At 56.8% G+C, this 21,338-nt stretch carries 23 protein-coding genes; 8 read left to right on the forward strand and 15 right to left on the reverse strand.

Going from position 1 to position 21,338, the window contains the following annotated elements; genetic code table 11:
- The 3 genes from modB to ACIO0C_RS18315 all read right to left on the reverse strand — a co-directional run bounded on the left by modB (position 1) and on the right by ACIO0C_RS18315 (position 2,636).
- Positions 1-681 carry a molybdate ABC transporter permease subunit gene (gene modB / locus ACIO0C_RS18305; protein WP_401314310.1) on the reverse strand — a complete coding sequence of 227 codons (681 nt, stop codon included), beginning with the start codon at positions 679-681 and terminating at the stop codon, positions 1-3.
- On the reverse strand, positions 682-1,449 hold the full coding sequence (gene modA / locus ACIO0C_RS18310) for a molybdate ABC transporter substrate-binding protein (protein WP_401314312.1): 768 nt from the start codon (positions 1,447-1,449) through the stop codon (positions 682-684).
- 122 nt (positions 1,450-1,571) lie between these two features.
- Entirely contained in the window at positions 1,572-2,636 is a 1,065-nt protein-coding gene (locus ACIO0C_RS18315) for an NAD(P)H-dependent flavin oxidoreductase (RefSeq protein ID WP_401314313.1), read from the reverse strand.
- A gap of 120 nt (positions 2,637-2,756) precedes the next feature.
- On the opposite strand from ACIO0C_RS18315, the gene ACIO0C_RS18320 reads away from it, so the two are divergent.
- Positions 2,757-3,740, forward strand: coding sequence for an MDR family oxidoreductase (locus ACIO0C_RS18320; RefSeq protein ID WP_401314315.1), 984 nt, complete (start codon positions 2,757-2,759; stop codon positions 3,738-3,740).
- A 134-nt stretch (positions 3,741-3,874) separates the two neighbouring features.
- Here ACIO0C_RS18320 and ada read toward each other — a convergent pair whose 3' ends face one another.
- The 4 genes from ada to ACIO0C_RS18340 all read right to left on the reverse strand — a co-directional run bounded on the left by ada (position 3,875) and on the right by ACIO0C_RS18340 (position 6,369).
- Entirely contained in the window at positions 3,875-4,939 is a 1,065-nt protein-coding gene (ada, locus tag ACIO0C_RS18325; protein ID WP_401314316.1) for a bifunctional DNA-binding transcriptional regulator/O6-methylguanine-DNA methyltransferase Ada, read from the reverse strand.
- Positions 4,940-5,026: 87 nt separating this feature from the next.
- Positions 5,027-5,692 (reverse strand): DNA oxidative demethylase AlkB, encoded by a 666-nt coding sequence (alkB, locus tag ACIO0C_RS18330; protein WP_401314416.1) that lies wholly within the window; start codon positions 5,690-5,692, stop codon positions 5,027-5,029.
- Positions 5,693-5,863: 171 nt separating this feature from the next.
- The gene (locus tag ACIO0C_RS18335) at positions 5,864-6,031 is read right to left on the reverse strand and encodes a hypothetical protein (protein WP_162135948.1); all 168 of its coding nucleotides are present in this window, start codon (positions 6,029-6,031) and stop codon (positions 5,864-5,866) included.
- Between the two features lie 35 nt (positions 6,032-6,066).
- Positions 6,067-6,369 (reverse strand): DUF1883 domain-containing protein, encoded by a 303-nt coding sequence (locus tag ACIO0C_RS18340; protein WP_008065357.1) that lies wholly within the window; start codon positions 6,367-6,369, stop codon positions 6,067-6,069.
- A 212-nt stretch (positions 6,370-6,581) separates the two neighbouring features.
- On the opposite strand from ACIO0C_RS18340, the gene ACIO0C_RS18345 reads away from it, so the two are divergent.
- Positions 6,582-6,938 carry a hypothetical protein gene (locus ACIO0C_RS18345; protein ID WP_401314318.1) on the forward strand — a complete coding sequence of 119 codons (357 nt, stop codon included), beginning with the start codon at positions 6,582-6,584 and terminating at the stop codon, positions 6,936-6,938.
- A 70-nt stretch (positions 6,939-7,008) separates the two neighbouring features.
- The gene (locus ACIO0C_RS18350; protein WP_008065361.1) at positions 7,009-7,239 is read left to right on the forward strand and encodes a hypothetical protein; all 231 of its coding nucleotides are present in this window, start codon (positions 7,009-7,011) and stop codon (positions 7,237-7,239) included.
- Between the two features lie 10 nt (positions 7,240-7,249).
- Here ACIO0C_RS18350 and ACIO0C_RS18355 read toward each other — a convergent pair whose 3' ends face one another.
- Together ACIO0C_RS18355 and ACIO0C_RS18360 are read right to left on the reverse strand one after the other, a co-directional pair.
- Positions 7,250-7,531: a hypothetical protein gene (locus tag ACIO0C_RS18355; RefSeq protein ID WP_401314320.1), complete on the reverse strand. Its 282-nt coding sequence runs from the start codon at positions 7,529-7,531 to the stop codon at positions 7,250-7,252.
- A 130-nt stretch (positions 7,532-7,661) separates the two neighbouring features.
- Positions 7,662-7,850 (reverse strand): hypothetical protein, encoded by a 189-nt coding sequence (locus ACIO0C_RS18360; protein ID WP_401314322.1) that lies wholly within the window; start codon positions 7,848-7,850, stop codon positions 7,662-7,664.
- A 292-nt stretch (positions 7,851-8,142) separates the two neighbouring features.
- Between ACIO0C_RS18360 and galU the strand changes: the two genes are divergently transcribed.
- Entirely contained in the window at positions 8,143-8,982 is an 840-nt protein-coding gene (galU, locus tag ACIO0C_RS18365; protein WP_008065368.1) for a UTP--glucose-1-phosphate uridylyltransferase GalU, read from the forward strand.
- A 940-nt stretch (positions 8,983-9,922) separates the two neighbouring features.
- Entirely contained in the window at positions 9,923-11,281 is a 1,359-nt protein-coding gene (gene gorA / locus ACIO0C_RS18370; RefSeq protein ID WP_401314324.1) for a glutathione-disulfide reductase, read from the forward strand.
- On the opposite strand, the gene ACIO0C_RS18375 is transcribed toward gorA, so the two are convergent.
- Positions 11,278-12,291 carry a DNA-binding protein gene (locus ACIO0C_RS18375; protein ID WP_401314326.1) on the reverse strand — a complete coding sequence of 338 codons (1,014 nt, stop codon included), beginning with the start codon at positions 12,289-12,291 and terminating at the stop codon, positions 11,278-11,280. The two genes, gorA and ACIO0C_RS18375, sit on opposite strands and share 4 nt — an antisense overlap.
- Before the next feature lie 208 nt (positions 12,292-12,499).
- On the opposite strand from ACIO0C_RS18375, the gene ahpC reads away from it, so the two are divergent.
- Positions 12,500-13,063 (forward strand): alkyl hydroperoxide reductase subunit C, encoded by a 564-nt coding sequence (gene ahpC / locus ACIO0C_RS18380; RefSeq protein WP_007975937.1) that lies wholly within the window; start codon positions 12,500-12,502, stop codon positions 13,061-13,063.
- A gap of 126 nt (positions 13,064-13,189) precedes the next feature.
- Positions 13,190-14,752 (forward strand): alkyl hydroperoxide reductase subunit F, encoded by a 1,563-nt coding sequence (gene ahpF / locus ACIO0C_RS18385; protein ID WP_401314328.1) that lies wholly within the window; start codon positions 13,190-13,192, stop codon positions 14,750-14,752.
- 105 nt (positions 14,753-14,857) lie between these two features.
- Here the strand turns inward: ahpF and ACIO0C_RS18390 are convergent, their stop codons facing one another.
- The gene (locus ACIO0C_RS18390; RefSeq protein WP_401314330.1) at positions 14,858-16,027 is read right to left on the reverse strand and encodes an IS4 family transposase; all 1,170 of its coding nucleotides are present in this window, start codon (positions 16,025-16,027) and stop codon (positions 14,858-14,860) included.
- A 168-nt stretch (positions 16,028-16,195) separates the two neighbouring features.
- Positions 16,196-16,717, reverse strand: a complete 522-nt coding sequence (gloA, locus tag ACIO0C_RS18395) for a lactoylglutathione lyase (RefSeq protein ID WP_401314332.1) — start codon at positions 16,715-16,717, stop codon at positions 16,196-16,198.
- Between the two features lie 145 nt (positions 16,718-16,862).
- Here gloA and ACIO0C_RS18400 point away from each other — a divergent pair, with 145 nt between their 5' ends.
- Positions 16,863-17,387: a DUF4946 domain-containing protein gene (locus ACIO0C_RS18400; protein ID WP_401314417.1), complete on the forward strand. Its 525-nt coding sequence runs from the start codon at positions 16,863-16,865 to the stop codon at positions 17,385-17,387.
- A 25-nt stretch (positions 17,388-17,412) separates the two neighbouring features.
- Here the strand turns inward: ACIO0C_RS18400 and ACIO0C_RS18405 are convergent, their stop codons facing one another.
- The 3 genes from ACIO0C_RS18405 to ACIO0C_RS18415 form a co-directional block, all read right to left on the reverse strand.
- The gene (locus ACIO0C_RS18405; protein ID WP_401314334.1) at positions 17,413-17,577 is read right to left on the reverse strand and encodes a hypothetical protein; all 165 of its coding nucleotides are present in this window, start codon (positions 17,575-17,577) and stop codon (positions 17,413-17,415) included.
- A gap of 208 nt (positions 17,578-17,785) precedes the next feature.
- The gene (locus tag ACIO0C_RS18410; protein ID WP_401314336.1) at positions 17,786-20,284 is read right to left on the reverse strand and encodes a TniQ family protein; all 2,499 of its coding nucleotides are present in this window, start codon (positions 20,282-20,284) and stop codon (positions 17,786-17,788) included.
- Positions 20,259-21,233: a TniB family NTP-binding protein gene (locus ACIO0C_RS18415; RefSeq protein WP_401314338.1), complete on the reverse strand. Its 975-nt coding sequence runs from the start codon at positions 21,231-21,233 to the stop codon at positions 20,259-20,261. The genes ACIO0C_RS18410 and ACIO0C_RS18415 overlap by 26 nt, the downstream gene beginning before the upstream one ends.
- Positions 21,234-21,338: the final 105 nt, after the last annotated feature.

Genomic DNA, 21,338 nt, shown 5'->3' on the forward strand with positions numbered 1-21,338 from the left:
TCAGCTCCAGCCCGCTTTGGTTTTACGGCCGCCGTACAGCGCCAGCAACACCGCAAAAGAGAACACCAGCATGACCCCGGCCAGCCAATGGGCCTGGGCATATTCCATGGCTTCGACATGATCGTAGATCTGCACCGAGACCACTCGGGTCTTGTCGGGGATGTTGCCGCCAATCATCAGCACCACGCCGAATTCGCCGACGGTGTGGGCAAAGCCGAGGATGGTCGCGGTGATGAAACCGGGGCGGGCCAGGGGCAGAGTGACACTGAAGAATGTGTCCCAGGGACCGGCGCGCAGGGTCGCGGCCACTTCCAGCGGGCGGGTACCAATGGCGGAAAAAGCGTTTTGCAGCGGCTGGACCACGAACGGCATTGAATACAGCACCGAGCCGATCACCAGGCCTGCAAAACTGAAGGTAAGGGTGCCAAGCCCCAGGGATTGGGTGAACTGGCCGACAAACCCGTGGGGGCCGAGCGCCAGCAACAGATAGAAACCGATTACCGTGGGTGGCAACACCAGCGGCAGGGCGACGATGGCTCCGACCGGGCCGCGCAGCCAGGATTGGGTGCGCGAGAGCCATAATGCCAGCGCAGTGCCGACCAGCAACAGGATGACGGTCGTCAGGGACGCCAGTTTCAGGGTCAGCCAGATGGCGGAAAAGTCGGCACTCGATAGCGACATTTAGATCTGGTAACCGTAGGACTTGATGACGGCAGCGGCTTTTGGCCCCTTGAGGTACTCAACCAGTGCCTTGGCGGCCGGGTTGCCCTTGCCCTTGTTGAGGATCACCGCGTCTTGTTTGATCGGGTCGTGCAGGTCGGCCGGGACGATCCACGCCGAACCGCTGGTGATCTTGCCGTCCTTGTAGATCTGCGACAAGGCAACGAAGCCGAGTTCGGCATTGCCGGTGGACACGAACTGGTAGGCCTGTGTGATGTTCTGGCCTTCGACGATCTTGTCCTTGACCTTGTCGGTCAGGCCTTGCTTGGCCAGCACTTGGGTCGCCGCCAGGCCATAAGGCGCGGCTTTCGGGTTGGCGATGGACAGATGCTGATACTGGTTGTCGCTCAGGACTTTGCCCTTGGCATCGACGTAGCCTTCCTTGGCCGACCACAACGCCAGCGTGCCGACGGCATAGGTGAAGCGCGAGCCCTTGACGGTGTCGCCTTCGGCTTCAAGTTTTTGCGCCGTGGTGTCGTCTGCACAGAGGAATACTTCGAACGGCGCGCCATTCTTGATCTGGGTGTAGAACTGGCCGGTTGCGCCGAAGGCCGTGATCAACTTGTGCCCGGTGTCCTTCTCGAAATCGGCGGCGATGGCCTGGATCGGCGCGGAGAAGTTGGCAGCGACAGCGACCTGGACGTCGTCGGCCTGGGCAGAGCCGAAGGCGAACGTGGCAAGAAGGCTCGCCAGGCAGGTGGGGGCAAAACGTGAGGCACGAATGGTCATGAAACGGCTCCGTCACAGGCGAGTGTTGCAAGAGGGGTTAATCGTTATATATCGGAATATATAGCGAAATGCCGGTAAACGGAATGTGTTGCAGCGCCAACCGTTGTTGCCCGTCACGACGCTCAGCGCGCAAGCAACTTCGCCAACCCTTCCTCGGCCAGGCGCCGGGTTAATTCTGCGGTACCCGACTCGACCCCCAGGGTGAACGCCTGTCCGGCCCAGAGGTTGCTGAAGTCTGCCTCGTCTTTGGCGCGCAACGGTAGCAATGCACCGCCCGCGAGGGGGAAGTGCGGTGCCTGGCTGCTCATCGGTCCCAGCTCGCGCATCACCCGATTGAGAATCCCCCGTGCCGGGCGACCGGTGAAAATGTTGGTGAGCGCGGTCTCGCTTTCCCTGGCGGTCCGCAATGCCTGGTGATGCGAGGCGCTGACCTTGGCCTCTGGCGTGAACAGGTACGCCGTGCCCACTTGCACCGCCGATGCACCCAACATGAACGCCGCCGCCACTCCCCGCGCATCGGCAATGCCGCCGGCGGCAATCACCGGCACGTTCACGGCATCGACCACTTGGGGCACCAGGGCGAAGGTGCCGACTTGGCTGCTCAGGTCATCACTGAGAAACATGCCCCGGTGCCCGCCCGCTTCATAACCCATGGCGATGATCGCGTCGCAGCCATGCTGCTCGAGCCAGATGGCTTCTTCGACCGTGGTGGCCGAGGACAGCACTTTTGCTCCAGTGGCCTTGACCCGATCCAGCAGGGATTTTTCCGGCAAGCCAAAGTGAAAACTCACCACCTCTGGTCGCAACTCTTCCACCACTTCGCAGGCGGCCTGATCGAACGGCGCGCGATTGGACACCGGTGTCGGCGCATCGAAGTCCGCTCCCAGTTCGCGATAATAGGGCTGCAGCAAGTTCTTCCAGTCCTGGGCACGTTGCTCGTCGACCGCCGGCGGTTGATGGCAAAAGAAGTTGACGTTGATCGGGCGCTGGCTGTGTTGGCGAATGTCCTTGAGGGCTTCACGCAACTGTTCGACGCTCAGCATCGCAGCGGGCATAGAGCCGAGGCCGCCGGCGTTGCTCGCCGCAATGACCATGGCCGCGGTGGTGGCGCCGGCCATGGGGGCCTGGATGATCGGCAGTTCGATCCCGAGCAGGTCAAGAATGCGCGTATCTGGCCATTGGCTCATTTCAGATGTTCTCCGTCATTGATAGCGGTTCATCATATTGGCTTAAAGTGGAGTACGGTATTTTTTTGCGATGTGGTATTTAATTCACACCACAACAGGTGATCTCACCAGGAGGCAGCAATGTTCCAAGGTATTCTGATCGATAAAAACGAAAGCGGTTACCAGGCCACACTGCAACAGATCAATGAAGACCAGCTGCCCGAGGGCGATGTAACGGTGCGTGTGGCGTACAGCACGCTGAATTTCAAGGACGGCCTGGCGATCACCGGCAGCAGCCCGGTGGTGCGCAAATTCCCGATGGTGCCGGGGATCGACCTGGCGGGGACCGTTGAAGCCAGTGGGCATCCGGACTACAAGGTCGGTGACAAAGTCCTGCTCAATGGCTGGGGCGTGGGCGAAGGGCATTGGGGTGGCCTGGCGCAGAAAGCGCGGCTCAAGGGCGAGTGGCTGATTGCGCTGCCCGAGGCATTCACTGAAGCCCAGGCCATGGCCATCGGCACGGCAGGCTACACGGCGATGCTGTGCATCATGGCGCTGGAACGCAACGGTGTGACGCCCGACCAAGGCGAGGTTCTGGTCACCGGGGCCAACGGCGGTGTGGGCAGCTTCGCCATCGCGTTGTTGAGCAAGCTCGGTTATCGGGTGGTCGCTTCCACCGGTCGTCTGTCGGAGCACGAATACCTCAAGCAACTGGGGGCCAGCGAAATCATCGACCGTGCCACCTTGTCCGAGCCCGGCAAGCCCCTGGCCAAGGAACGTTGGGCGGCGGTCATCGACTCCGTGGGTAGCCACACCCTGGCCAACGCCTGTGCCAGTACCAAATCCGAAGGCACCGTCGCCGCCTGTGGTCTGGCACAGGGCATGGACTTTCCGGCGTCCGTCGCGCCCTTTATTCTGCGCGGCGTGACTCTGGCGGGGATTAACAGTGTGACTCAACCTAAAGCCAGGCGTGTGGAGGCCTGGGGGCGTTTGGCCAAGGACCTGGACTTCGACTTGTTACCGCTGATCAGCCATGAAATCGGTTTGAGTGAAGCGATTGAGGCTGCGCCGCGGCTGTTGGCTGGGCAGTTGCGGGGGCGGGTGGTGGTGGATGTGAATCGCTGAACACGGATCAAAGCCCGGCACACAACATTGTAGGCGCTGGCTTGCCAGCGAAGGCGTTGTTGAATTTTGCAATGATCTTTCGGGCGCCTTCGCTGGCAAGCCGGCTCCTACAGGGCGCGCGGCATCTCTCGATGTCAGGGCTTCTCCCGCTCCAGCAATTGCCGCTTACGTTCCACGCCCCAGCGATACCCCGACAGATTGCCGTCGCTGCGCACCACGCGGTGACAGGGGATGGCGACTGCCAGGCTGTTGGCGCCACAGGCTTGTGCTACGGCGCGTACAGCTTTGGGGTTGCCGATGCGCTGGGCAATATCGGCGTAGCTGGCGGTGCTGCCGGCGGGTATCTCCCGCAGGGCTTGCCAAACCCGCTCCTGAAACGCTGTGCCGCGCACATCCAGGGGCAAGTCCAGGCCCAGGGCCGGGGCTTCGATGAAGCCCACGACTCTGGCGATCAATTGTTCGAAGGCCTGGTCGGCACCGATCAGCGTGGCGCGACGAAACTTGTCCTGCAGGTCGCAGACCAGTTGCTGCGGATCATCACCCAGCAGAATCGCGCAGACCCCACGCGCGCTTTGCGCCACCACAATTGCGCCGAGTGAACACTGGCCAACCGCAAAACGAATGTCATTGTTTTGCCCCGCGCCACGGTAATCAGTGGGTTTCATCCCCAGCACCTGATCCGCCGCCTCGTAGAAGCGGCTGTTGGAATTGAAGCCGGCAGCATACAGCGCATCGGTGACCGAGCGGCCATCGGCCAGTCGCTCGCGCATTCGGCGCGAACGATGGGCCGCGGCATAGCCTTTGGGTGTCAGGCCGGTCACAGACTTGAACACCCGATGGAAATGAAAACTGCTCAGGCCTGCCGCTTGCGCAAGCTCATTCAGCGCGGGCAGCGCTTCGGCGGTTTCGATCTGGCGGCATGCGGCGGCCACGGTGGCGGCATGTTGCGCGGCGACGGCACTGTGATCCTTCGCCGCGCGCTTGCTTGGACGATAACCCGCGGCCTGGGCAAGCTCGGCGCTGTCGAAAAATTCGACGTTCTGCGGTTTCGGCAAGCGCGAGAGGCTGCTGGGGTTGCAGTAGATCCCGGTGGTTTTCACCGCATAGACGAACTGCCCGTCCGCCTGTGGGTCGCGGGCGACCACCGCGGCCCAGCGTGGATCGTTTTCGGTGCTGCTTGTTGTCGATTGGCTTGTCATGGCTTTGCATCCGTTGACCCGTTTGCCGCAGATTAACCACCGGCCCGTACAGCTACACTCCGGCGCTTGCGGTCAAACTCCAGGTCCTCACTGCGCAGCCCGAAAAGTGAAGTTGATCCGCTGTTCGCCCAGGCGTGTGTGTTGGCCATCCTTGATCGGCAGGACGCCGTGATAACGCAAGCGATCCACGCCGCCCCAGACCACGACGTCGCCATGCAACAACGGTACCCGCTGGCTTTTGTCGCTGCGCGCGAAGCCGCCGAACAGGAACGTCGCGGGCAACCCCAGGGATACCGAAACGATAGGGGCAGTGTAGGATTTTTCGTCCTTGTCCTGATGCAGGGACATTTTCGCCCCGGGCACATAGCGATTGATCAGGCAGGAATCCGGCACGAAATCGGCAAATCCCGCCTCCCGTGCCGCCGCCTGCGCCAGTTGGAAAAATACTTCGGGCATGGGTGGCCAGGGCAGGCCGGTCCGGGGATCGTCGCGGGTGTAGCGATAACCGCTGCGATCGGTGGTCCAGCCCCATGTGCCGCAACTGCTCAGGGCCACCGACATGGTGAAGCCGCCGGGGGTGACCATTTGCCGAAACGGTGCGGCGGTCAGCACGGCCTCCAGAGCTGGCAGCAAACGCGCAAGCCAGGGCAGGGCAAAGCCTCTGAGAACAAAGGACTGTTCACCGATCTGCTCGCGTCGGCGCGCTTGCTCGGGCTCGGCGTCGGCAAACAGGTCCAGGGTGGTTGGGTTCATGGTGCTCATGATGCGTCGTGAAAGATGATTCCAAGCGTATCAAAATACGTGTACTCGGCCCTCCGGTGATTCAGGTGGCGAGACTAAGGGGCTTGACGAATGTAAACACTCCGACACTTGCGGTCGAATCTCGGCAGGGAGCAGACGTCCATGTTGTCGCTCCAGGCAACGTTACAGCGCTTTGCTGACGCTGATGTCGCTGATGACGTCTTCGCCGCCATGAAGGGCGTCCAGCGCGGCTTTGGCTTCTTCTGCAGTGCCGTTTTCCAGCTGGGCAAATTCGAAGCGGCGTTCGCCATTGAGTTTGTACTTGATGACGTATTTGGTCGTCTGGGCCACGGTCATACCTGTCTGTTTGCGTATTGAGGCGCTGCTCAGCTCAGTTTCGAGCTGGAGCGGCGGATGATCTTGATCGAGTGGGTCAGGGTCGGCTTGCGCGTCACGCTGATCGGCCGGCGGTTGACCGTGTCGATGGTGATGTTCCAGAACCCGGTGCTCGGCGCCGTGATGCGGGCCGGGAAGGTGTCGAACGCGCCGCCGTGATAGGTGTGACGACCGCCATTCTTGAAGCTGCGGAAGTTGGCGTCGTTCATCAAGCGAATGTTGCACGTTTGCGAGCATTGAATGACGACGATGTCGTCTTCGTTGAGGTGCTCGCGCTGGTGGATAAATTTCATGGGGCGCCTCCAGAAGGGCTTTTTCTACAAAATCAAAACGATAGCATGGGCGATTGGCGCAGTTTATCAGCCCCGGGGCGTTATTATCCGGCTGTCCGGGCCCGGTTTGACAATAAAAACCGGATATTACGCACACCGTGAAAGAAAAAAGCGCTGAGGCTCGGAGAAAACCCGTGTTTGAGCTGTCGGAGGGTCTTTAACGGAGGTTTCATATGAAGTGGGGCATGTTGGGCTTGCCGTGGGTCTTGGCAGTCAGTGGGTGTGCAAGTGTCTCGGACATCAACCAGACGCTGCCGACCATGAATGTGATTTCAGGCAAGAAGCCCCATGAGTATGCGCAGTGCCTGAGCGAAAAACTCGCCGACAGCCGTGGCGCGCTTCAGATCGAGGAGCAGAAAGACGGGGTACGGGTGATCGTGCCGCAGAAGCTTTCCTCGGGGCCGGCCGCGGTGTTCGATATCGAGGAGCGCTCCGGCGGCAGCAGCATCAAGCTGCATGAGCGCATCTCCAACGTGCCGTTACGCCCCTTCGATGTACGCGATGCCGCCACGGCGTGCATTTCCGGCTGATAGACTGTCGAGCGTCAACCAATGCCGTCAAAGCGACCCTTTGGCGGCATTGTCATTTCTGGAGTCGAACATGAAGCGAGAGCGGGTAAGGGAGCGGCACGCAGAGGGCCAAATCTGCGCCACCCATGTGATTCAGAACCCGGCGAATCCGGGGGAGTGGATCGTGTTTTTCAAGAAAAGCGCCGGGCGCAGTTTTTTCCTGGTGGACGAAAGCGACGAAGTCGAGTCCTTCAGCAGTCTCGACGAGTTGGTCGAGACCGTACGCAGCCTGGGGATCAAGTTCGCGGAAATTCACATGTAGGCACCATGCCCTATTTGCAGACCACTACCACGCTACGGTTCTTGTAGTTGCCAACGTCGACGCCCAGGGTCTTGTCGCTTTCCTCGGGGGCGGGTGAACCGTCGGTGCCAACGATCCGGTAGCCTGTGCCGGCGCAGGACGCATCGGCTTTTTCGTAACAACTCGCCCAGGAATTGGCTTCGCCGGAACAGTCGATGGCCAGGCCTTGTTCGCCATTGTTCAGGTAAGTGGTTTCGGAAGTGGCGCAGCCACTGAGGGCCAGAACCGCAATCAGCGGCAAAAATTTGGTCATGTCGTTGTCGTCGTCAGGATGAGGGGCAAAGCCTGTGACAGCGCGGTTGGCAAAAGGTTATAGCCAAAGGCCACTTCTTGCCGGTATTCGCAAAAAAAGCCCTGCACCAAGGCAGGGCGTCAGGCGTGGATCAGTTCTTGTCCTTGCCCCGTCGTTTGGGTGCCGGGTGCTCCAGTTGCAACACCGATGCCACTTCGACAGCCATGGCTTCGGACGGGAAAGGTCCGGCAATATTCTCGCCGCCAACGCCAGCTACCCACCACTGGCCGTCTTTGGCCTTGTTGATCAAGTACCCGTTGACGCTTTTTGCTTCTGACATCTATTTGCCTCGCTGGCTGGTTCAATGGCGCCATGATACCGCCAAATGCACCGTTCGGGTGCCGATGGGCGCGGGTTGGTGCGCTTGCCCATGGGTTGACTTGGCGTGCAAACCTGGCGGACTCTGCTATCAATAACAGGCTGCTGATCCATTCGCGGTGCTTGCTGCGGAACTAACGGCGAGAATATTTCTCTATGATGGCATCGGTTAGCCAGCGCGGGGCATTGTAAGGTGTACGCCGCCTGATTAGACTGCGCCGAAACTCGTACACACAGCCCTTTCAAGGACTTTTATGATCAAGAAATGCTTGTTTCCAGCAGCCGGTTACGGCACTCGCTTCCTGCCAGCGACCAAAGCCATGCCCAAGGAAATGCTGCCGGTGGTAAACAAGCCACTGATCCAGTACGGCGTCGAAGAAGCCCTGGACGCCGGGTTGACGGAAATCTCCATCGTCACCGGTCGTGGCAAGCGCGCCCTGGAAGACCATTTCGACATCAGCTACGAGCTGGAAAACCAGATCAAGGGCACCGACAAGGAAAAGTACCTGGTCGGCATCCGCAAGCTGCTCGACAACTGCTCGTTCTCCTACACCCGCCAGACTGAAATGAAAGGCCTGGGTCACGCGATCCTGACCGGCCGTCCGCTGATCGGCGACGAACCCTTCGCCGTGGTACTGGCGGACGACCTGTGCGTCAACCTCGAAGGCGACGGCGTACTGACCCAGATGGTCAAGCTGTACAAGCAGTTCCGCTGCTCGATCGTGGCCATCCAGGAAGTCGATCCGCAAGAGACCAACAAGTACGGCGTGATCGCCGGCGAGATGATCCGCGACGACATCTACCGCGTGCACAGCATGGTGGAAAAACCAAAACCTGAAGATGCGCCGTCGAACCTGGCCATCATCGGTCGCTACATCCTGACCCCGGACATCTTCGACCTGATCGAACAGACCGAGCCAGGCAAGGGTGGCGAAATCCAGATCACCGACGCCCTGATGAAACAGGCCCAGAACGGCTGCGTGATGGCCTACAAGTTCAAGGGCAAGCGTTTCGACTGCGGCGGCGCTGAAGGCTATATCGACGCGACCAACTTCTGCTTCGAGAACTTCTACAAGACGGGCAAGGCTTACTGATAGCGCTTGAGCTGCTTGTATTGAAAGCGATCTTCTCAAGCATGTAATCATGCTGATGAAGGCCTAGACAAACGCCCCGATTTGATCGGGGCGTTTGCTTTTGTGCACGCTAAAAAAGCGCCTGCTTTACTGTAGCCAGGGCGAAGGCGTCCTGACAGAGGGCCCATCTCTCGCGGCTGAACCCGATCTACTGTGGGAGCTGGCTTGCCAGCGATGGCGGCCTGACAGCCGACCTGGATCTTGTTGACTGAGTACATATCCATTCCTCCGGTAACGGCCACTTATGGTTTCGCTCTTACAGCGAGTCACTTGGAAAAGCCCCAAGTAACCAAGGGCTCTTGCCCCTGGCGTTCGGTGCCTCGCTGTGGCTCGACATGCCCTCGCTCCGGTCCTGCTCCGTGGGCCCACTGCGCAGAACCGGAACGAAGCCTCTCGATATAGGTTGTCCGTGATGTGATCGTTCCCACGCGCCGCAAAGGAATGCCGCCAGGGACGCTCCGCGTTCCGCTGTCGACGCATGACGTGAGCCCTGCGCAACGGTGACGCGGAGCGTCACAGGATGCATTCCTTTGCGGCGCGTGGGAACGATCACGTGTTCACTTGAAATCAGGTCGACTGTCAGGCCGCCTCGCTTTTGCTTTTGATCTGGGTGCCCCGTTAACCACGATGGCCGAACGCAGGCATTGCGCAGTGGGGAAACCGGCAGGACGCCGGTTTAGCCGCGCTGGGCCCAGAGTGTGAGACGCTGTCTGGCGCCTATCATGTGGCTGCAGGCATGTCGGGTGATCAAGCAAGGGAATTGATATCGCAGGCGGGAAGGGCATTCGAAGGTGGAATCGGTTTGGTTTCGTGGGTGACCCGCTCGACCCGGGCATTTCAGCACAACGCTTGCTCATCGGCCGCCCGCAGGTATGCTGTTCACCTGCCGAGGAGATTGAAAATGGCCTACGATTTTGACCTTTATGTGATTGGCGCCGGTTCTGGCGGTGTGCGGGCGGCACGGTTTGCGGCCGGCTTTGGTGCGAAAGTGGCGGTGGCCGAGAGTCGCTACCTGGGCGGCACCTGTGTGAACGTCGGTTGTGTGCCGAAAAAATTGCTGGTCTACGGTGCGCATTTCGCCGAGGACTTCGAGCAGGCGTCGGGTTTTGGCTGGAGCCTGGATGAAGCGCAGTTCGACTGGGCGACGCTGATTGCCAACAAGGATCGTGAGATCAATCGCCTCAACGGCATTTACCGCAACCTGCTGGTCAACAGCGGCGTGACGCTACACGAAGGCCACGCCAAGATCGTCGACCCGCATACCGTCCAGATCAATGGCGAGCGCCATACGGCTAAAAACATCCTGATCGCTACCGGTGGCTGGCCGCAGATTCCCGAGATTCCGGGGCACGAGCACGCGATCAGCTCCAACCAGGCGTTTTTCCTCAAGGCGCTGCCCAAGCGTGTGCTGGTAGTGGGCGGTGGTTACATCGCCGTCGAATTCGCCGGAATCTTCCATGGCCTGGGCGCGCAGACAACGCTGTTGTATCGCGGCGAACTGTTCCTGCGTGGCTTCGACGGTTCGGTGCGCAAGCATTTGCAGGAAGAACTGACCAAGCGCGGCATGGACCTGCAATTCAATGCCGACATCGAACGCATCGACAAGCAGGCCGATGGCAGCCTGAAAGTAACACTCAAGGACGGCCGTCAGCTGGAGGCCGACTGCGTCTTCTACGCCACCGGTCGACGTCCGATGCTGGACAATCTCGGGCTGGAAAACACCGGGGTGAAGCTCGACAACAAAGGTTTCGTCGAGGTGGATGACCTGTACCAGACGGCCGAGCCGTCGATCCTGGCCCTGGGCGATGTGATCGGTCGGGTGCAGCTGACGCCGGTGGCGCTGGCCGAAGGCATGGCGGTGGCGCGACGCTTGTTCCAGCCTGAGCAGTATCGCCCGGTGGATTACAAGATGATCCCGACGGCGGTGTTCAGTCTGCCCAACATCGGCACGGTCGGCCTGACCGAGGAAGAAGCGCGCGAAGCCGGCCACGAGGTGCAGATCTTCGAAAGCCGCTTCCGGCCGATGAAGCTGACCCTGACCGAATGCCAGGAGCGCACGCTGATGAAGCTGGTGGTGGACGCCCAGACCGACAAGGTGCTGGGTTGCCACATGGTCGGTCCGGAGGCTGGCGAAATCGTCCAGGGCCTGGCCATCGCCTTGAAGGCCGGTGCCACCAAACGCCACTTCGACGAAACCATCGGTGTGCATCCGACGGCCGCCGAAGAGTTCGTCACCCTGCGGACGCCGGTTGGCGCTTAATCGACTTTGGCGACGTCTGGCGCTGCTGTGTTGGCAGCGACCAGGCGTAGGCTTTTTTCGAGGTCTGCCCGGGTTTTCTGCAGTTCCATTTCCAGGGACCTGTTGACCTGCGCTTGCTCCTCGACGCTCTGTTTGAGTGCCTGGCTTTCCAGCATGGCCACGCGCAGGCGTTCCTGGAGGAGGGTGCGGTCGCTGTCGACACGATTGGCCTGGTCGAACAGTTGATCCTGGCGGGCGTTGCTTTGCTTGAGCTGTTCTTGCAACAGACTCAGCTCACGCTGTGTGCCGCGGTTCTCGGTCAGCAGGCGTTCGTTGTCGCGGTGCAGTTGGGTGATTTCGTCCTGGCGGACCAAGGCGCTTTGTTGTGCCTGGCGCACCTCCATCTGCAGTTGCTGCACTTGGTTTTCGTGGCGGCTCTGCTCTTGCTCGCGCTGCTCGTTGATCGTATTGCGGTAGTGCTCCAGGGCGTCACGGCTGTGCAGGTGTTTCTCTTCGAGCGAGCGAATCTGCTCGTCCTTGTCCTGCAGGCGTAGTTCGAAATCAGCCAGTGCCTGAGCCAGCCCGGCATTGCGGGTTTGTTCGCCCTGCAGCAGAGCCAGTGTGCTTTGCAGTGCCTCGGATTCCTGGGTCAGTGCCAGGCTCTGCAATTCGTAGTGCTGCTGCAATTGTGTATTGGCTTGTTCGGCTTGCTGCAACTGCGTTTCCAGTGCCTTGCGTTGTTGCTCATACTCCTCGCGGGCCTGGTCAATGGGTTCCTGCGCCTGCTCTTTGAGGCGCTGCGCCAGGCGCGTTACCAGGGCCAACAGCTCTTCGTCGATCGGCTCGGGCGGCGCTTCGTCAGCACCCGGGGTGCTGTCATCGAGCTCCTTCATATAGCGATGGATCGTGGTTTTCGAACCGGTATTGCCCATCTCGATCCGTACGGCATCGATGCTGGGGTTTTCGCCACGGGCAAGGATCGCCAATCGAGCCGCTTGCACCACCTGTTTGTTCACGCCGCCACGGGCCATGGAATCTCCTGCGATTTCTGCTGTGTGGTACGTACCACGAAAAAGCAGATTCTAGCATTTGCGAATGTAAATTCGGTTTTCTTCTATCAATACTGTTGGTTAATAGCGAAAGCCAATCAGCAGCATCAGGTTTGCCAATGAGCCAACCGTCCGTCGAGTGGGTAAAGTTCTCTCCATCAACTTCTTAACCCCTGACGGAGAGTCAACGATGCCTATCATCAACAGCCAAGTTAAACCGTTCAAAGCTGACGCATTCAAAAATGGCGACTTCGTAAAAGTCTCGGACGCTGACCTCAAGGGCAAGTGGTCCGTGGTGTTCTTCTACCCGGCCGACTTCACCTTCGTCTGCCCGACCGAACTGGAAGACCTGGCTGACAACTACGACGCCTTCCAGAAGCTGGGCGTCGAGATCTACAGCGTTTCCACCGACACCCACTTCGCCCACGCTGCCTGGCACAACACGTCGCCAGCCATCGGCAAGATCCAGTACACCATGATCGGCGACCCGACCCACGCCATCTCCCGCAACTTCGACGTGCTGATCGAAGAAGCTGGCCTGGCTGACCGTGGCACCTTCGTGATCAACCCTGAAGGCCAGATCAAGATCGTTGAACTGAACGACGGCGGTGTAGGCCGTGACGCTTCCGAGCTGCTGCGCAAGATCAAGGCTGCCCAGTACGTTGCTGCACACCCGGGCCAGGTTTGCCCAGCCAAGTGGAAAGAAGGCGAGGCCACTCTGGCGCCGTCCCTCGACCTGGTCGGTAAGATCTAAGTCCGTGACACGCTTCCCAGGGCGGAACTCCGCACCTACTCAGTAAGTTGCACCGCCCAATAAAAACGCCCGGGCGAGATTCGCTCGGGCGTTTTTTTTCGTCTCAAGTAAAAGGAAATCGCCCGTATGTTGGACGCCAATCTTAAAGCCCAGTTGAAGTCGTACCTGGAACGGGTCACCCAGCCGATCGAGATCGTAGCCTCCCTCGACGACGGTGCGAAATCCCGGGAAATGCTCGAACTGTTGAAAGACGTTGCCAGTCTTTCCACCCAGATTACCTTACTCGACAACGGTGATGACGCACGCAAGCCATCGTTCTCGATCAACCGCCCGGGAGCGGATATCAGCCTGCGTTTCGCCGGCATCCCGATGGGCCACGAATTCACCTCCCTGGTGCTGGCCTTGCTGCAAGTCGGCGGCCACCCCTCCAAAGCCAGTGTCGAAGTGATCGAACAGATTCGCTCGCTCAAGGGCGAGTTCAGCTTCGAGACTTATTTCTCGCTGTCCTGCCAGAACTGCCCGGACGTGGTCCAGGCGTTGAACCTGATGGCGGTCCTGAACCCCAACATCCGCCACGTCGCCATCGACGGCGCGCTGTTCCAGGCAGAAGTCGATGAGCGCCAGATCATGGCGGTACCGAGCATCTACCTCAACGGTGTGAACTTCGGCCAGGGCCGCATGGGCCTGGAAGAAATCCTCGCCAAAATCGACACCAGCGGCATCGAGCGCCAGGCCGAGAAGATCAGCGCCAAGGAGGCCTTTGACGTGCTGGTGGTCGGCGGTGGCCCGGCCGGTGCTTCGGCGGCGATTTATGCCGCTCGCAAAGGCATTCGCACCGGTGTCGCGGCTGAGCGTTTTGGTGGTCAGGTGCTGGACACCATGGCCATTGAAAACTTCATCTCCGTGCAGGAAACCGAAGGGCCGAAACTGGCGGTCGCCCTGGAGGAACACGTCAAGCAGTACGACGTGGACATCATGAACCTGCAGCGCGCCGACAAATTGCTGCCAGGCAAAGCCGGCGAGCTGCACGAAGTGCACTTCGCCAGCGGCGCGAAACTCAAAGCCAAAACGGTGATCCTGGCCACCGGTGCGCGGTGGCGTGAAATGAACGTGCCGGGTGAGCAGGAATATCGCAACAAGGGCGTGGCGTACTGCCCGCACTGCGACGGCCCGTTGTTCAAAGGCAAGCGCGTGGCGGTGATTGGCGGCGGTAACTCCGGCGTCGAGGCGGCCATCGACCTGGCCGGTATCGTGTCCCATGTCACGCTGCTGGAGTTCGATGTACAGCTGCGTGCCGATGCGGTGTTGCAGCGCAAGTTGCACAGCCTGCCGAACGTGACCGTGATCACCCGTGCGCAAACCACTGAAGTGACGGGTGACGGGCAGAAGGTCAACGGCCTGCGCTACAAGGATCGCCAGAGTGACGAATTGCGCAGCGTGGAACTGGAAGGGATCTTCGTGCAGATCGGTCTGTTGCCCAACACCGATTGGCTCAAGGGCACCATCGAGCTGACACCGCGTGGCGAGATCATCGTCGATGCTCGTGGCGAAACCTCTGTGCCTGGTGTGTTCGCTGCCGGCGACGTGACCACCGTGCCGTACAAGCAGATCGTGATCGCGGTGGGCGAGGGCGCCAAGGCTTCCCTGAGCGCATTCGACCACCTGATCCGCACCTCGGCCCCGGCGTAATAGCGGACGCTGAAAACAAAAAACCCATGAATGATCATGGGTTTTTTTTCCGCTTTACACTGATCGTTCCCACGCTCTGCGTCACTAGTGTCCGGTAAACATGTTTCATAGCTGAAGGCTGCCTTGGGCAGCCTTCAGCTTTTCTCGCTTTTGCCTTCGTCGATCCGCCACTTCTGAGGGAGCGGATCGCTCATGCAGGACATGAGCGATGCGAACCGTGAATTCGAACAACGAGCCGGTGAATGCTGAGCGACGGTGGAAAAGTTGCAATAACAGGTAGCTGATCAAGGCACTGTAAATTTGCAGGCGCACTGCGTTTTCAGAGAAGGCATAGAAGCGTTTGAGTTTCAGGTGTTGCTTGATCCACTTGAAAAATAGCTCGATCTTCCAGCGATCTTTGTACAGGGCTGCAATTTCCTCGGCGGTTCTCGTGAAGTCGTTGGTCACCAGGATTAACGGGGTGGCATGCTCCTCACGCTCAACCACAACGCGTCTTACCGGTGTTTCCAGGTAGTCATTCAGGCGCTTCCCGGCCAGACGTTTTTTGCCAAACTGGACGACTTCATCCGCCATGACGGAGCTATGCTCGGTGGCGTTCGAGTGCTCGTGCAACACTCTGACATTGGCGTTTTTCTTCAAACGGGTAACGAAAAAAGCCCCTTTGGTCTGTAACTGGTACCACCAGTTGTAATCGCAGTAGCCCTTATCAAAGACATACGTCATGCCGGGTTGAATCGGCATTTTCAGGGCATCGCTCAGGTCGTTGACGTTGGCCGGCGTAATGTTCACGTACACCGGGGCCAGTTGCGCCAGATCCAGCCCCACATGCACCTTGAGGCCTTGGGTGATGCGGGTTTTCGTCGCAGCGGTCCAATCGTCGAATTGGGGGCCACGCAGGGTGATTGAAGTGGAATCAATCAGGCTAACAACGGCGCCAACTTCTTTCTGATGCTGGCGGCTGATGCCGCGCAACAGCAACTCGCAGAGGTCCTGAAAGGGCCGGTAGTCACGCTTGTTCAAGGCATCCGACAGGGTCGACCGGGCAACAGAGCCGGCTTTGAGATGGTAGCTATGCGGCCCTAGCGTTTCGGAAAAAGTCGCCAGAGACCGCAGGCTCAAGGCTTGGGTGACATGGCCGCTGATCAGGGTGACCAACAACTGCCAAGACGTGCAGCGTTTGACGTAGCGATCAGCTTGGTGCCTTTCGGTGGATTGCCGAAAGAACTGACGCGGGATCGCACTGAGTAGATGGGCTAAGCGGGTGCTGGCGAACATGAGTCAAAATCGAGTCCGAAAAGTCTGATTATGGCTGATGATCGCCAACAGCAAGGGGGAGCAAGCTCCCCCTTTGGTTTTTATCGGACACTAGTGACGCTCTGCGTGGGAATGCAGCCCGGGACGCTCTGCGTCCCAAAAGCGTGACGCAGAGCGTGGGAACGATCATTACAGTGGGGCTGGCTGGATGATTTCGACCCAGTAGGCATCCGGGTCCTTGATGAACGCCAGGCTCTTCATGCGCCCATCGTTCAGGCGCTTCTGGAAGTCGCAGCCCAGGGCTTCGAAGCGCTCGCACGCGGCGACGATATCCGGCACGGAAATGCAGATGTGGCCGAACCCGCGCGGGTCGGTATTGCCGTTGTGATAGGCGAAGTCCGCGTCGTTCTCGGTGCCGTGGTTATGGGTCAGTTCGAGAATGCCGGGGATCGATTTCATCCACTGCGTACGCTGCGCGGCATCGGCCGGAATCTGGTTCTTGTCGACCAGGGCGAGGAAGTACAGGCTGAATTGTGCTTCCGGAAAATCGCGTTTCTCCACCAGCGAGAAGCCGAGGACGCGCGTGTAGAAGTCCAGGGACTTGGTGATGTCCTTGACCCGCAGCATGGTGTGGTTGAAGACGAAGTTCTGGGTGGCGGTGTCAGGCTGTGCGGTCACACCGGGGAAGGTATTCAGTTCTTGCAGGCTCATGGGCCCTCCAGAAAATAAATGGGGCTAACGAATGACGACAATGATACGCATGGGGGGCGACATCACCAAACCCAAAGCGTCTGCTATTGCCTGGCCGCCGGCCGAAGATCAAACTTCAGGGCTAACTGGCTGGGTGTTGATGGCAATGATTCGATTGTGCAGGTCGTTGATGATCTTGAGTGGTGTGCTTTCAGTGTTTGCCCAGGCCCACGCCGATGAGCCAGTGGTGGAGTGGCCGCCGGGCTGGCAGGTCGAAGCCATTGCCCAGGGCGAGGCCGGCTCCGGTGTCAGTCGCCAGCGTGCGGTCAAGAACGATGCGCAAGGCGAGCCCTTGATGGTGATGGAATTGACCATGACCCGGGTGCAAAGCGGTCATCAGGTGAACCTGGAAGCGGTGTTGCTGGAAATGCGCAAGTCGGTGCAGAAAGACTTTTTCCAGGGTGGCTATCAAAGTGTCTGCAACCGCATTCACTCAACCACCTTGAGTCGCTTGCCGGCACTGGAAACCACCTGCACCATCACGCAAAACGGGCGGCATGTGCTGTCTCAAACATTGGTTGCCGCCGTGGATGCCGATAAGGCCTACGTACTTTCCTACGCCGGGCAGGCCGAAGCTTATAAGGCCAGTCAAAACGAAATAGAGGCAGCACGTAACGGCTTGAAACTTTAGTTGAAAGCTTCAATGGGCACCGATTTCATGCCCGTGCCGATAGTGTTAGATAGCCAAAAGGATTAAGCACAAAGTTGCCTGGAAAGTACCGGGCTGGTTTGTCTTTAGTGCCATCATTGAAAAAAAGCCCTGCAGGCGCAGGGCTTTGTTTTTTCAGTGCGAGGGTTCCCCGTTTTTCAATATGGGCCATCAAATCGACCTTTGATTTTGCTGGTTTTGTCAGAATGAGCTGGAAGCAAAATGTCAAAATATGTTGGATTTTAAGGTGATGATGCCAAAATCGGCGAGCATTTTTAAGACTTTTCTGAATATGGAGGACGGCGGCGAAGGATAGCGACGTTAATTAGTTGTCGCTCGGGGATTTTGATTGCGGGGATAGATGTAGCGCGTCGTAAAGTTTACAAGTAGTCATGCCGGGCGGCGTAGTCGTGCAATTCTGTTTTTTTAATCATTGGATGTTTGTGTGGAGTTTTTAATGGGTAGGAAGCGACAAGGTCTCTAAGTTTTAATAAGCGTCTAGTGATTTGTGTTCCTCCCAAATAACTGTCTGCTTGAGGGATTGTATAGTATTTTTTTAGAATTTTTTCGACTTTCAAGATGTCATGGCTAAGGAGGTACCTGGTAGGGCCCAGTTGAATTGGTTTGGTGAATCCTGAATTTATGAATAGTGCGCCAAAAGAAATGGCGCTAATTTCGTATTTGGCCATTAATTCTGTAACATTTGCAAAAGGGGTGTCGCGATAATGATTTCTGTTATTATCTGATTTGCCAGTTGGAATGGGGAAATGTTGTAAAATCTCATCGATCGAGAATAGATAATCTGGAGCTGTGTCTAGAGGTGCGCCGCATATGGGGCTTATTGAAAAGTACGCCAGAAGTCGCCGCGCACAAAATTTTGAAATTTTCAACCATTGTCCGATTGTAGTTAGTTTGGCGTAACGATAATAAAAACTATCGACATCGCTAGCGTTGATCAAGACGCGCCCTCCGCACTTTAAATTCACACGGTGCAGAACTTCTTTTTTGAGTAGAACCGGAATGGTGCAGTGATTTAAGTGCAGTTTCTTACAAGTTTCCAACCTGGTATAACCAATTTTTTCTTCACTAACCAGCCGCTCTCTAGCACTAATATAGGCTAAAATTTTCTCTCTCAAGTAAAATGTCGAAGGATTATTGTCAATGCCTGGGCCGGTCCAGGGTTTTATTCCGATGCGGTGTAATGTTTTGATAGTCATGGCACGCCGACAACCTAATAGTTTTCTGGCCTCGGCCGCGCTCATGTATCGGGACTTGAAATTATCGAGATCTTTTATTGAAATGCAGTAACCCCCTCCAGGTCCCTTCCGCTGAACATCTACTAGGATTTTAGATTTGATCAGGTGACGTACTACACGTATACATATTTTAAGGTATGTCGACGCCGCAGCGGTGGGAAGCCAATCCTCCGGTTCCTTACTAGTGTAAAGTTCTAGCATGCGGGAGGGGCACCTTTGTTTCTTTGGAGTGCACGGGACATTGTTTTTGCACCATTCAATCACAACAAGACTGGTTTTCGTGCTCATGAGGGAAGAGCGCAGTACTCGACTTTTAAAGTTAAGTGGCGTTATTTCTAACTGTTTTATAGCTTTTCGGATTTGTAAGAGGGGAATGCCGGTTTGCGACGAGAGTTGGTTGATTGAAACGTAATTATCCGAAAATTGCTCTATGTCTGGTTTGGAAAAGTACTTTCGACGTTGTCTTTTTTTTAGAGTTATAATTTTCTCATTAACAGCGTCAGATATTGCTCTTGCGCTAATCTGCAGCTCTTTCTGAAGTTCTTTTTTCGAAAATCCGTTAATGGGTATTATCTTTTTCCTGAATTCGTTGTGAAGTCTAATGGAAAGAACTTTTTTCGATATTTTTTGTGCTCGCCTCCAGGTATATCGACCTTTTTCTGACCGCATATTCATCAGGCTCCGCAGTTTTGTCCAGTTTTGCCCTGTCAACTTAAGCCACGCGAGAATCTGGCGTCGCGTCAGTGAAAATTGGTGAATGGGTATCCGTTCCATCTCTGCATCATCTGGACTTGCCCAAAATGCGTTATCGCTCACGAACTCACGTGCGCATTGTTGTACCTTAACATCGTTAAACAATGAAAGTTTAGCCGCGATGATGCGCTTGGGTATTTCAGGGTATAATGCACTCAGGTTGCGCAGGCAGGCTAGCATTGACGTCATGTCTTTCTCGAACAAGGCCAGTGCCATAGACATTAGGCACCGATTCGCTGGGCACTCAGCAGGAGATTCTAGACGATATCCCAAGCGGTTCAGGTGATTCATGAATTTACTGAAATCATCAGCAGCTCCCGCTCTAAAGATACAGAGCAGTTTCTGTTCAATTTTGACTTCGTCCGAAGTGCAAGGCGGCGATATCAGTAAATGCTCGCATCTACATTGCGCTTCAAAGGGGGTATGCCAATGAAGGTTCAATTGGCATTTAGGGCATTTGAACAGGTATTTTCTCAAGTGGTAGGGGCAGTAACTGCAAAACTTGAGGTCTTTAATGTAGTGCTCATGGCCCTCTGCCCAGCAGTCGGAGCAAAATGCTGCTCCGCTTTTTCGTATTATATCGGAATTGACAGTGATGCCATTAATTTTCAACGGCGGAATGTCACGCCGTGCCTCCACTGGTTCATAGAACCCACTAAGAAATTCTTCGTCTGCGGCACCGGCCCGTCCTGCAATGGATTGAATGACGGGGTGCGAGCGACTAAGGAGTGAGGCAAAGATGTTGGTTCGACCTATAATACCCTGTAGGTCTGTATAATTGCCGCATCCATGTTTGACAGCCATACGCTTGAGCATACTGGTTGGGCTCTCTTCCGGCAGTGGACTAGGGATGAACAGTAATTTCGTCATCATCAGACTCCTGATAGTCCAAAATAAGCTTTAAGGAATCGTCGTAGGACATTGCGAAAGGGTTGCCAGTTGACAAGTTATTCGGCAGGTCTATACACTGGCAAGCTGTAAAAAAATCACTTGCCATTAATTCCATCCCGCCCGCTCTGCGCAAACACGTCTTGAGTGCGTAATTAATAACCAAACGCATTCTCTTTAAATTGCCTCGACTTGCTACGAAAAGTGGTGCAGCAATGGTTGGGTCGTTAAGATGGACACCCTTCTCAAGGCTTGCAATTTCATACATCGCTTGGTCAAGATGTCGTAGTGTTGCAAAGAGTTCAGAATCGTTTGCTGCCTCATAAGTGAAGTGTGACAACTCCGCGAGGTATGGGTATCTGTTTTCCAGCGCTGCATCCTCGCGCCTAATATCACGACACAGTTCTGTACCCGAAAGGATCACGGGAATTCCGACACCATTAAGCAAAGAGACAATCCATTGCAAGGCATCTAACCTTACTTTTTCCGAGACTGTATTGAAACAGAGGCGTTGAATCTCATCGAGTAAGATGATTTTCACTTGAGCGGTTTTCAGACAAGTGATTAACTGGTGGGTAAGTTTTTCTATGGTGCCATTAGGCGTTTCGTTGATCAGGAGACGAAGCATGTTTGTGATCAACCCCTTGACAGTCGCGGGAGAGGGGACCTCACAATAAAAGGCAGGCAAATTCTCGTAAGTACCGTCTTCACGGCGAATCACCGAGTCACCGCTGTAATAATTTCGAATGTAATTGCAGAGAGTGGACTTTCCTGTGCCGCTTGGCCCACACAGGAGGGCGCAGACCGGTTCACCTAGCGCTTCAGTGTCTTCAATTGCGTCTTGGATTTGCGAGCACGCCTGCCGATAGCGCGGATGGAACACAATCTTGGTTTTGAACGTCCTGACGATTTGTTTGATGCTGGTTTTCATGGCAATGCACCTCGTTTTTCTCAGTTCTAATGGATGAACTGAGCAGGCGGAGCGACGGATGCTGGAAGATCCCCCAACACTAGGGCCGCATTCAGCAGCCCTACG

This window comes from Pseudomonas sp. NPDC087336 (assembly GCF_044744285.1).
GTDB lineage: Bacteria > Pseudomonadota > Gammaproteobacteria > Pseudomonadales > Pseudomonadaceae > Aquipseudomonas.

Coding starts and splice junctions, on each gene's coding strand:
- ACIO0C_RS18355 (WP_401314320.1), bottom strand. CDS start 7,531: ATGACCAAATTTTTGCCGCTGATTGCGGTTCTGGCCCTCAGTGGCTGC.
- ACIO0C_RS18400 (WP_401314417.1), top strand. CDS start 16,863: ATGATTCGATTGTGCAGGTCGTTGATGATCTTGAGTGGTGTGCTTTCA.
- ada (WP_401314316.1), bottom strand. CDS start 4,939: ATGACAAGCCAATCGACAACAAGCAGCACCGAAAACGATCCACGCTGG.
- ACIO0C_RS18405 (WP_401314334.1), bottom strand. CDS start 17,577: ATGGCCCATATTGAAAAACGGGGAACCCTCGCACTGAAAAAACAAAGC.
- ACIO0C_RS18410 (WP_401314336.1), bottom strand. CDS start 20,284: ATGACGAAATTACTGTTCATCCCTAGTCCACTGCCGGAAGAGAGCCCA.
- modB (WP_401314310.1), bottom strand. CDS start 681: ATGTCGCTATCGAGTGCCGACTTTTCCGCCATCTGGCTGACCCTGAAA.
- ACIO0C_RS18390 (WP_401314330.1), bottom strand. CDS start 16,027: ATGTTCGCCAGCACCCGCTTAGCCCATCTACTCAGTGCGATCCCGCGT.
- ahpF (WP_401314328.1), top strand. CDS start 13,190: ATGTTGGACGCCAATCTTAAAGCCCAGTTGAAGTCGTACCTGGAACGG.
- ACIO0C_RS18350 (WP_008065361.1), top strand. CDS start 7,009: ATGAAGCGAGAGCGGGTAAGGGAGCGGCACGCAGAGGGCCAAATCTGC.
- ACIO0C_RS18345 (WP_401314318.1), top strand. CDS start 6,582: ATGAAGTGGGGCATGTTGGGCTTGCCGTGGGTCTTGGCAGTCAGTGGG.
- ACIO0C_RS18320 (WP_401314315.1), top strand. CDS start 2,757: ATGTTCCAAGGTATTCTGATCGATAAAAACGAAAGCGGTTACCAGGCC.
- ACIO0C_RS18415 (WP_401314338.1), bottom strand. CDS start 21,233: ATGAAAACCAGCATCAAACAAATCGTCAGGACGTTCAAAACCAAGATT.
- gloA (WP_401314332.1), bottom strand. CDS start 16,717: ATGAGCCTGCAAGAACTGAATACCTTCCCCGGTGTGACCGCACAGCCT.
- ACIO0C_RS18315 (WP_401314313.1), bottom strand. CDS start 2,636: ATGAGCCAATGGCCAGATACGCGCATTCTTGACCTGCTCGGGATCGAA.
- modA (WP_401314312.1), bottom strand. CDS start 1,449: ATGACCATTCGTGCCTCACGTTTTGCCCCCACCTGCCTGGCGAGCCTT.
- ACIO0C_RS18375 (WP_401314326.1), bottom strand. CDS start 12,291: ATGGCCCGTGGCGGCGTGAACAAACAGGTGGTGCAAGCGGCTCGATTG.
- gorA (WP_401314324.1), top strand. CDS start 9,923: ATGGCCTACGATTTTGACCTTTATGTGATTGGCGCCGGTTCTGGCGGT.
- ahpC (WP_007975937.1), top strand. CDS start 12,500: ATGCCTATCATCAACAGCCAAGTTAAACCGTTCAAAGCTGACGCATTC.
- ACIO0C_RS18340 (WP_008065357.1), bottom strand. CDS start 6,369: ATGAAATTTATCCACCAGCGCGAGCACCTCAACGAAGACGACATCGTC.
- ACIO0C_RS18360 (WP_401314322.1), bottom strand. CDS start 7,850: ATGTCAGAAGCAAAAAGCGTCAACGGGTACTTGATCAACAAGGCCAAA.
- alkB (WP_401314416.1), bottom strand. CDS start 5,692: ATGAACCCAACCACCCTGGACCTGTTTGCCGACGCCGAGCCCGAGCAA.
- galU (WP_008065368.1), top strand. CDS start 8,143: ATGATCAAGAAATGCTTGTTTCCAGCAGCCGGTTACGGCACTCGCTTC.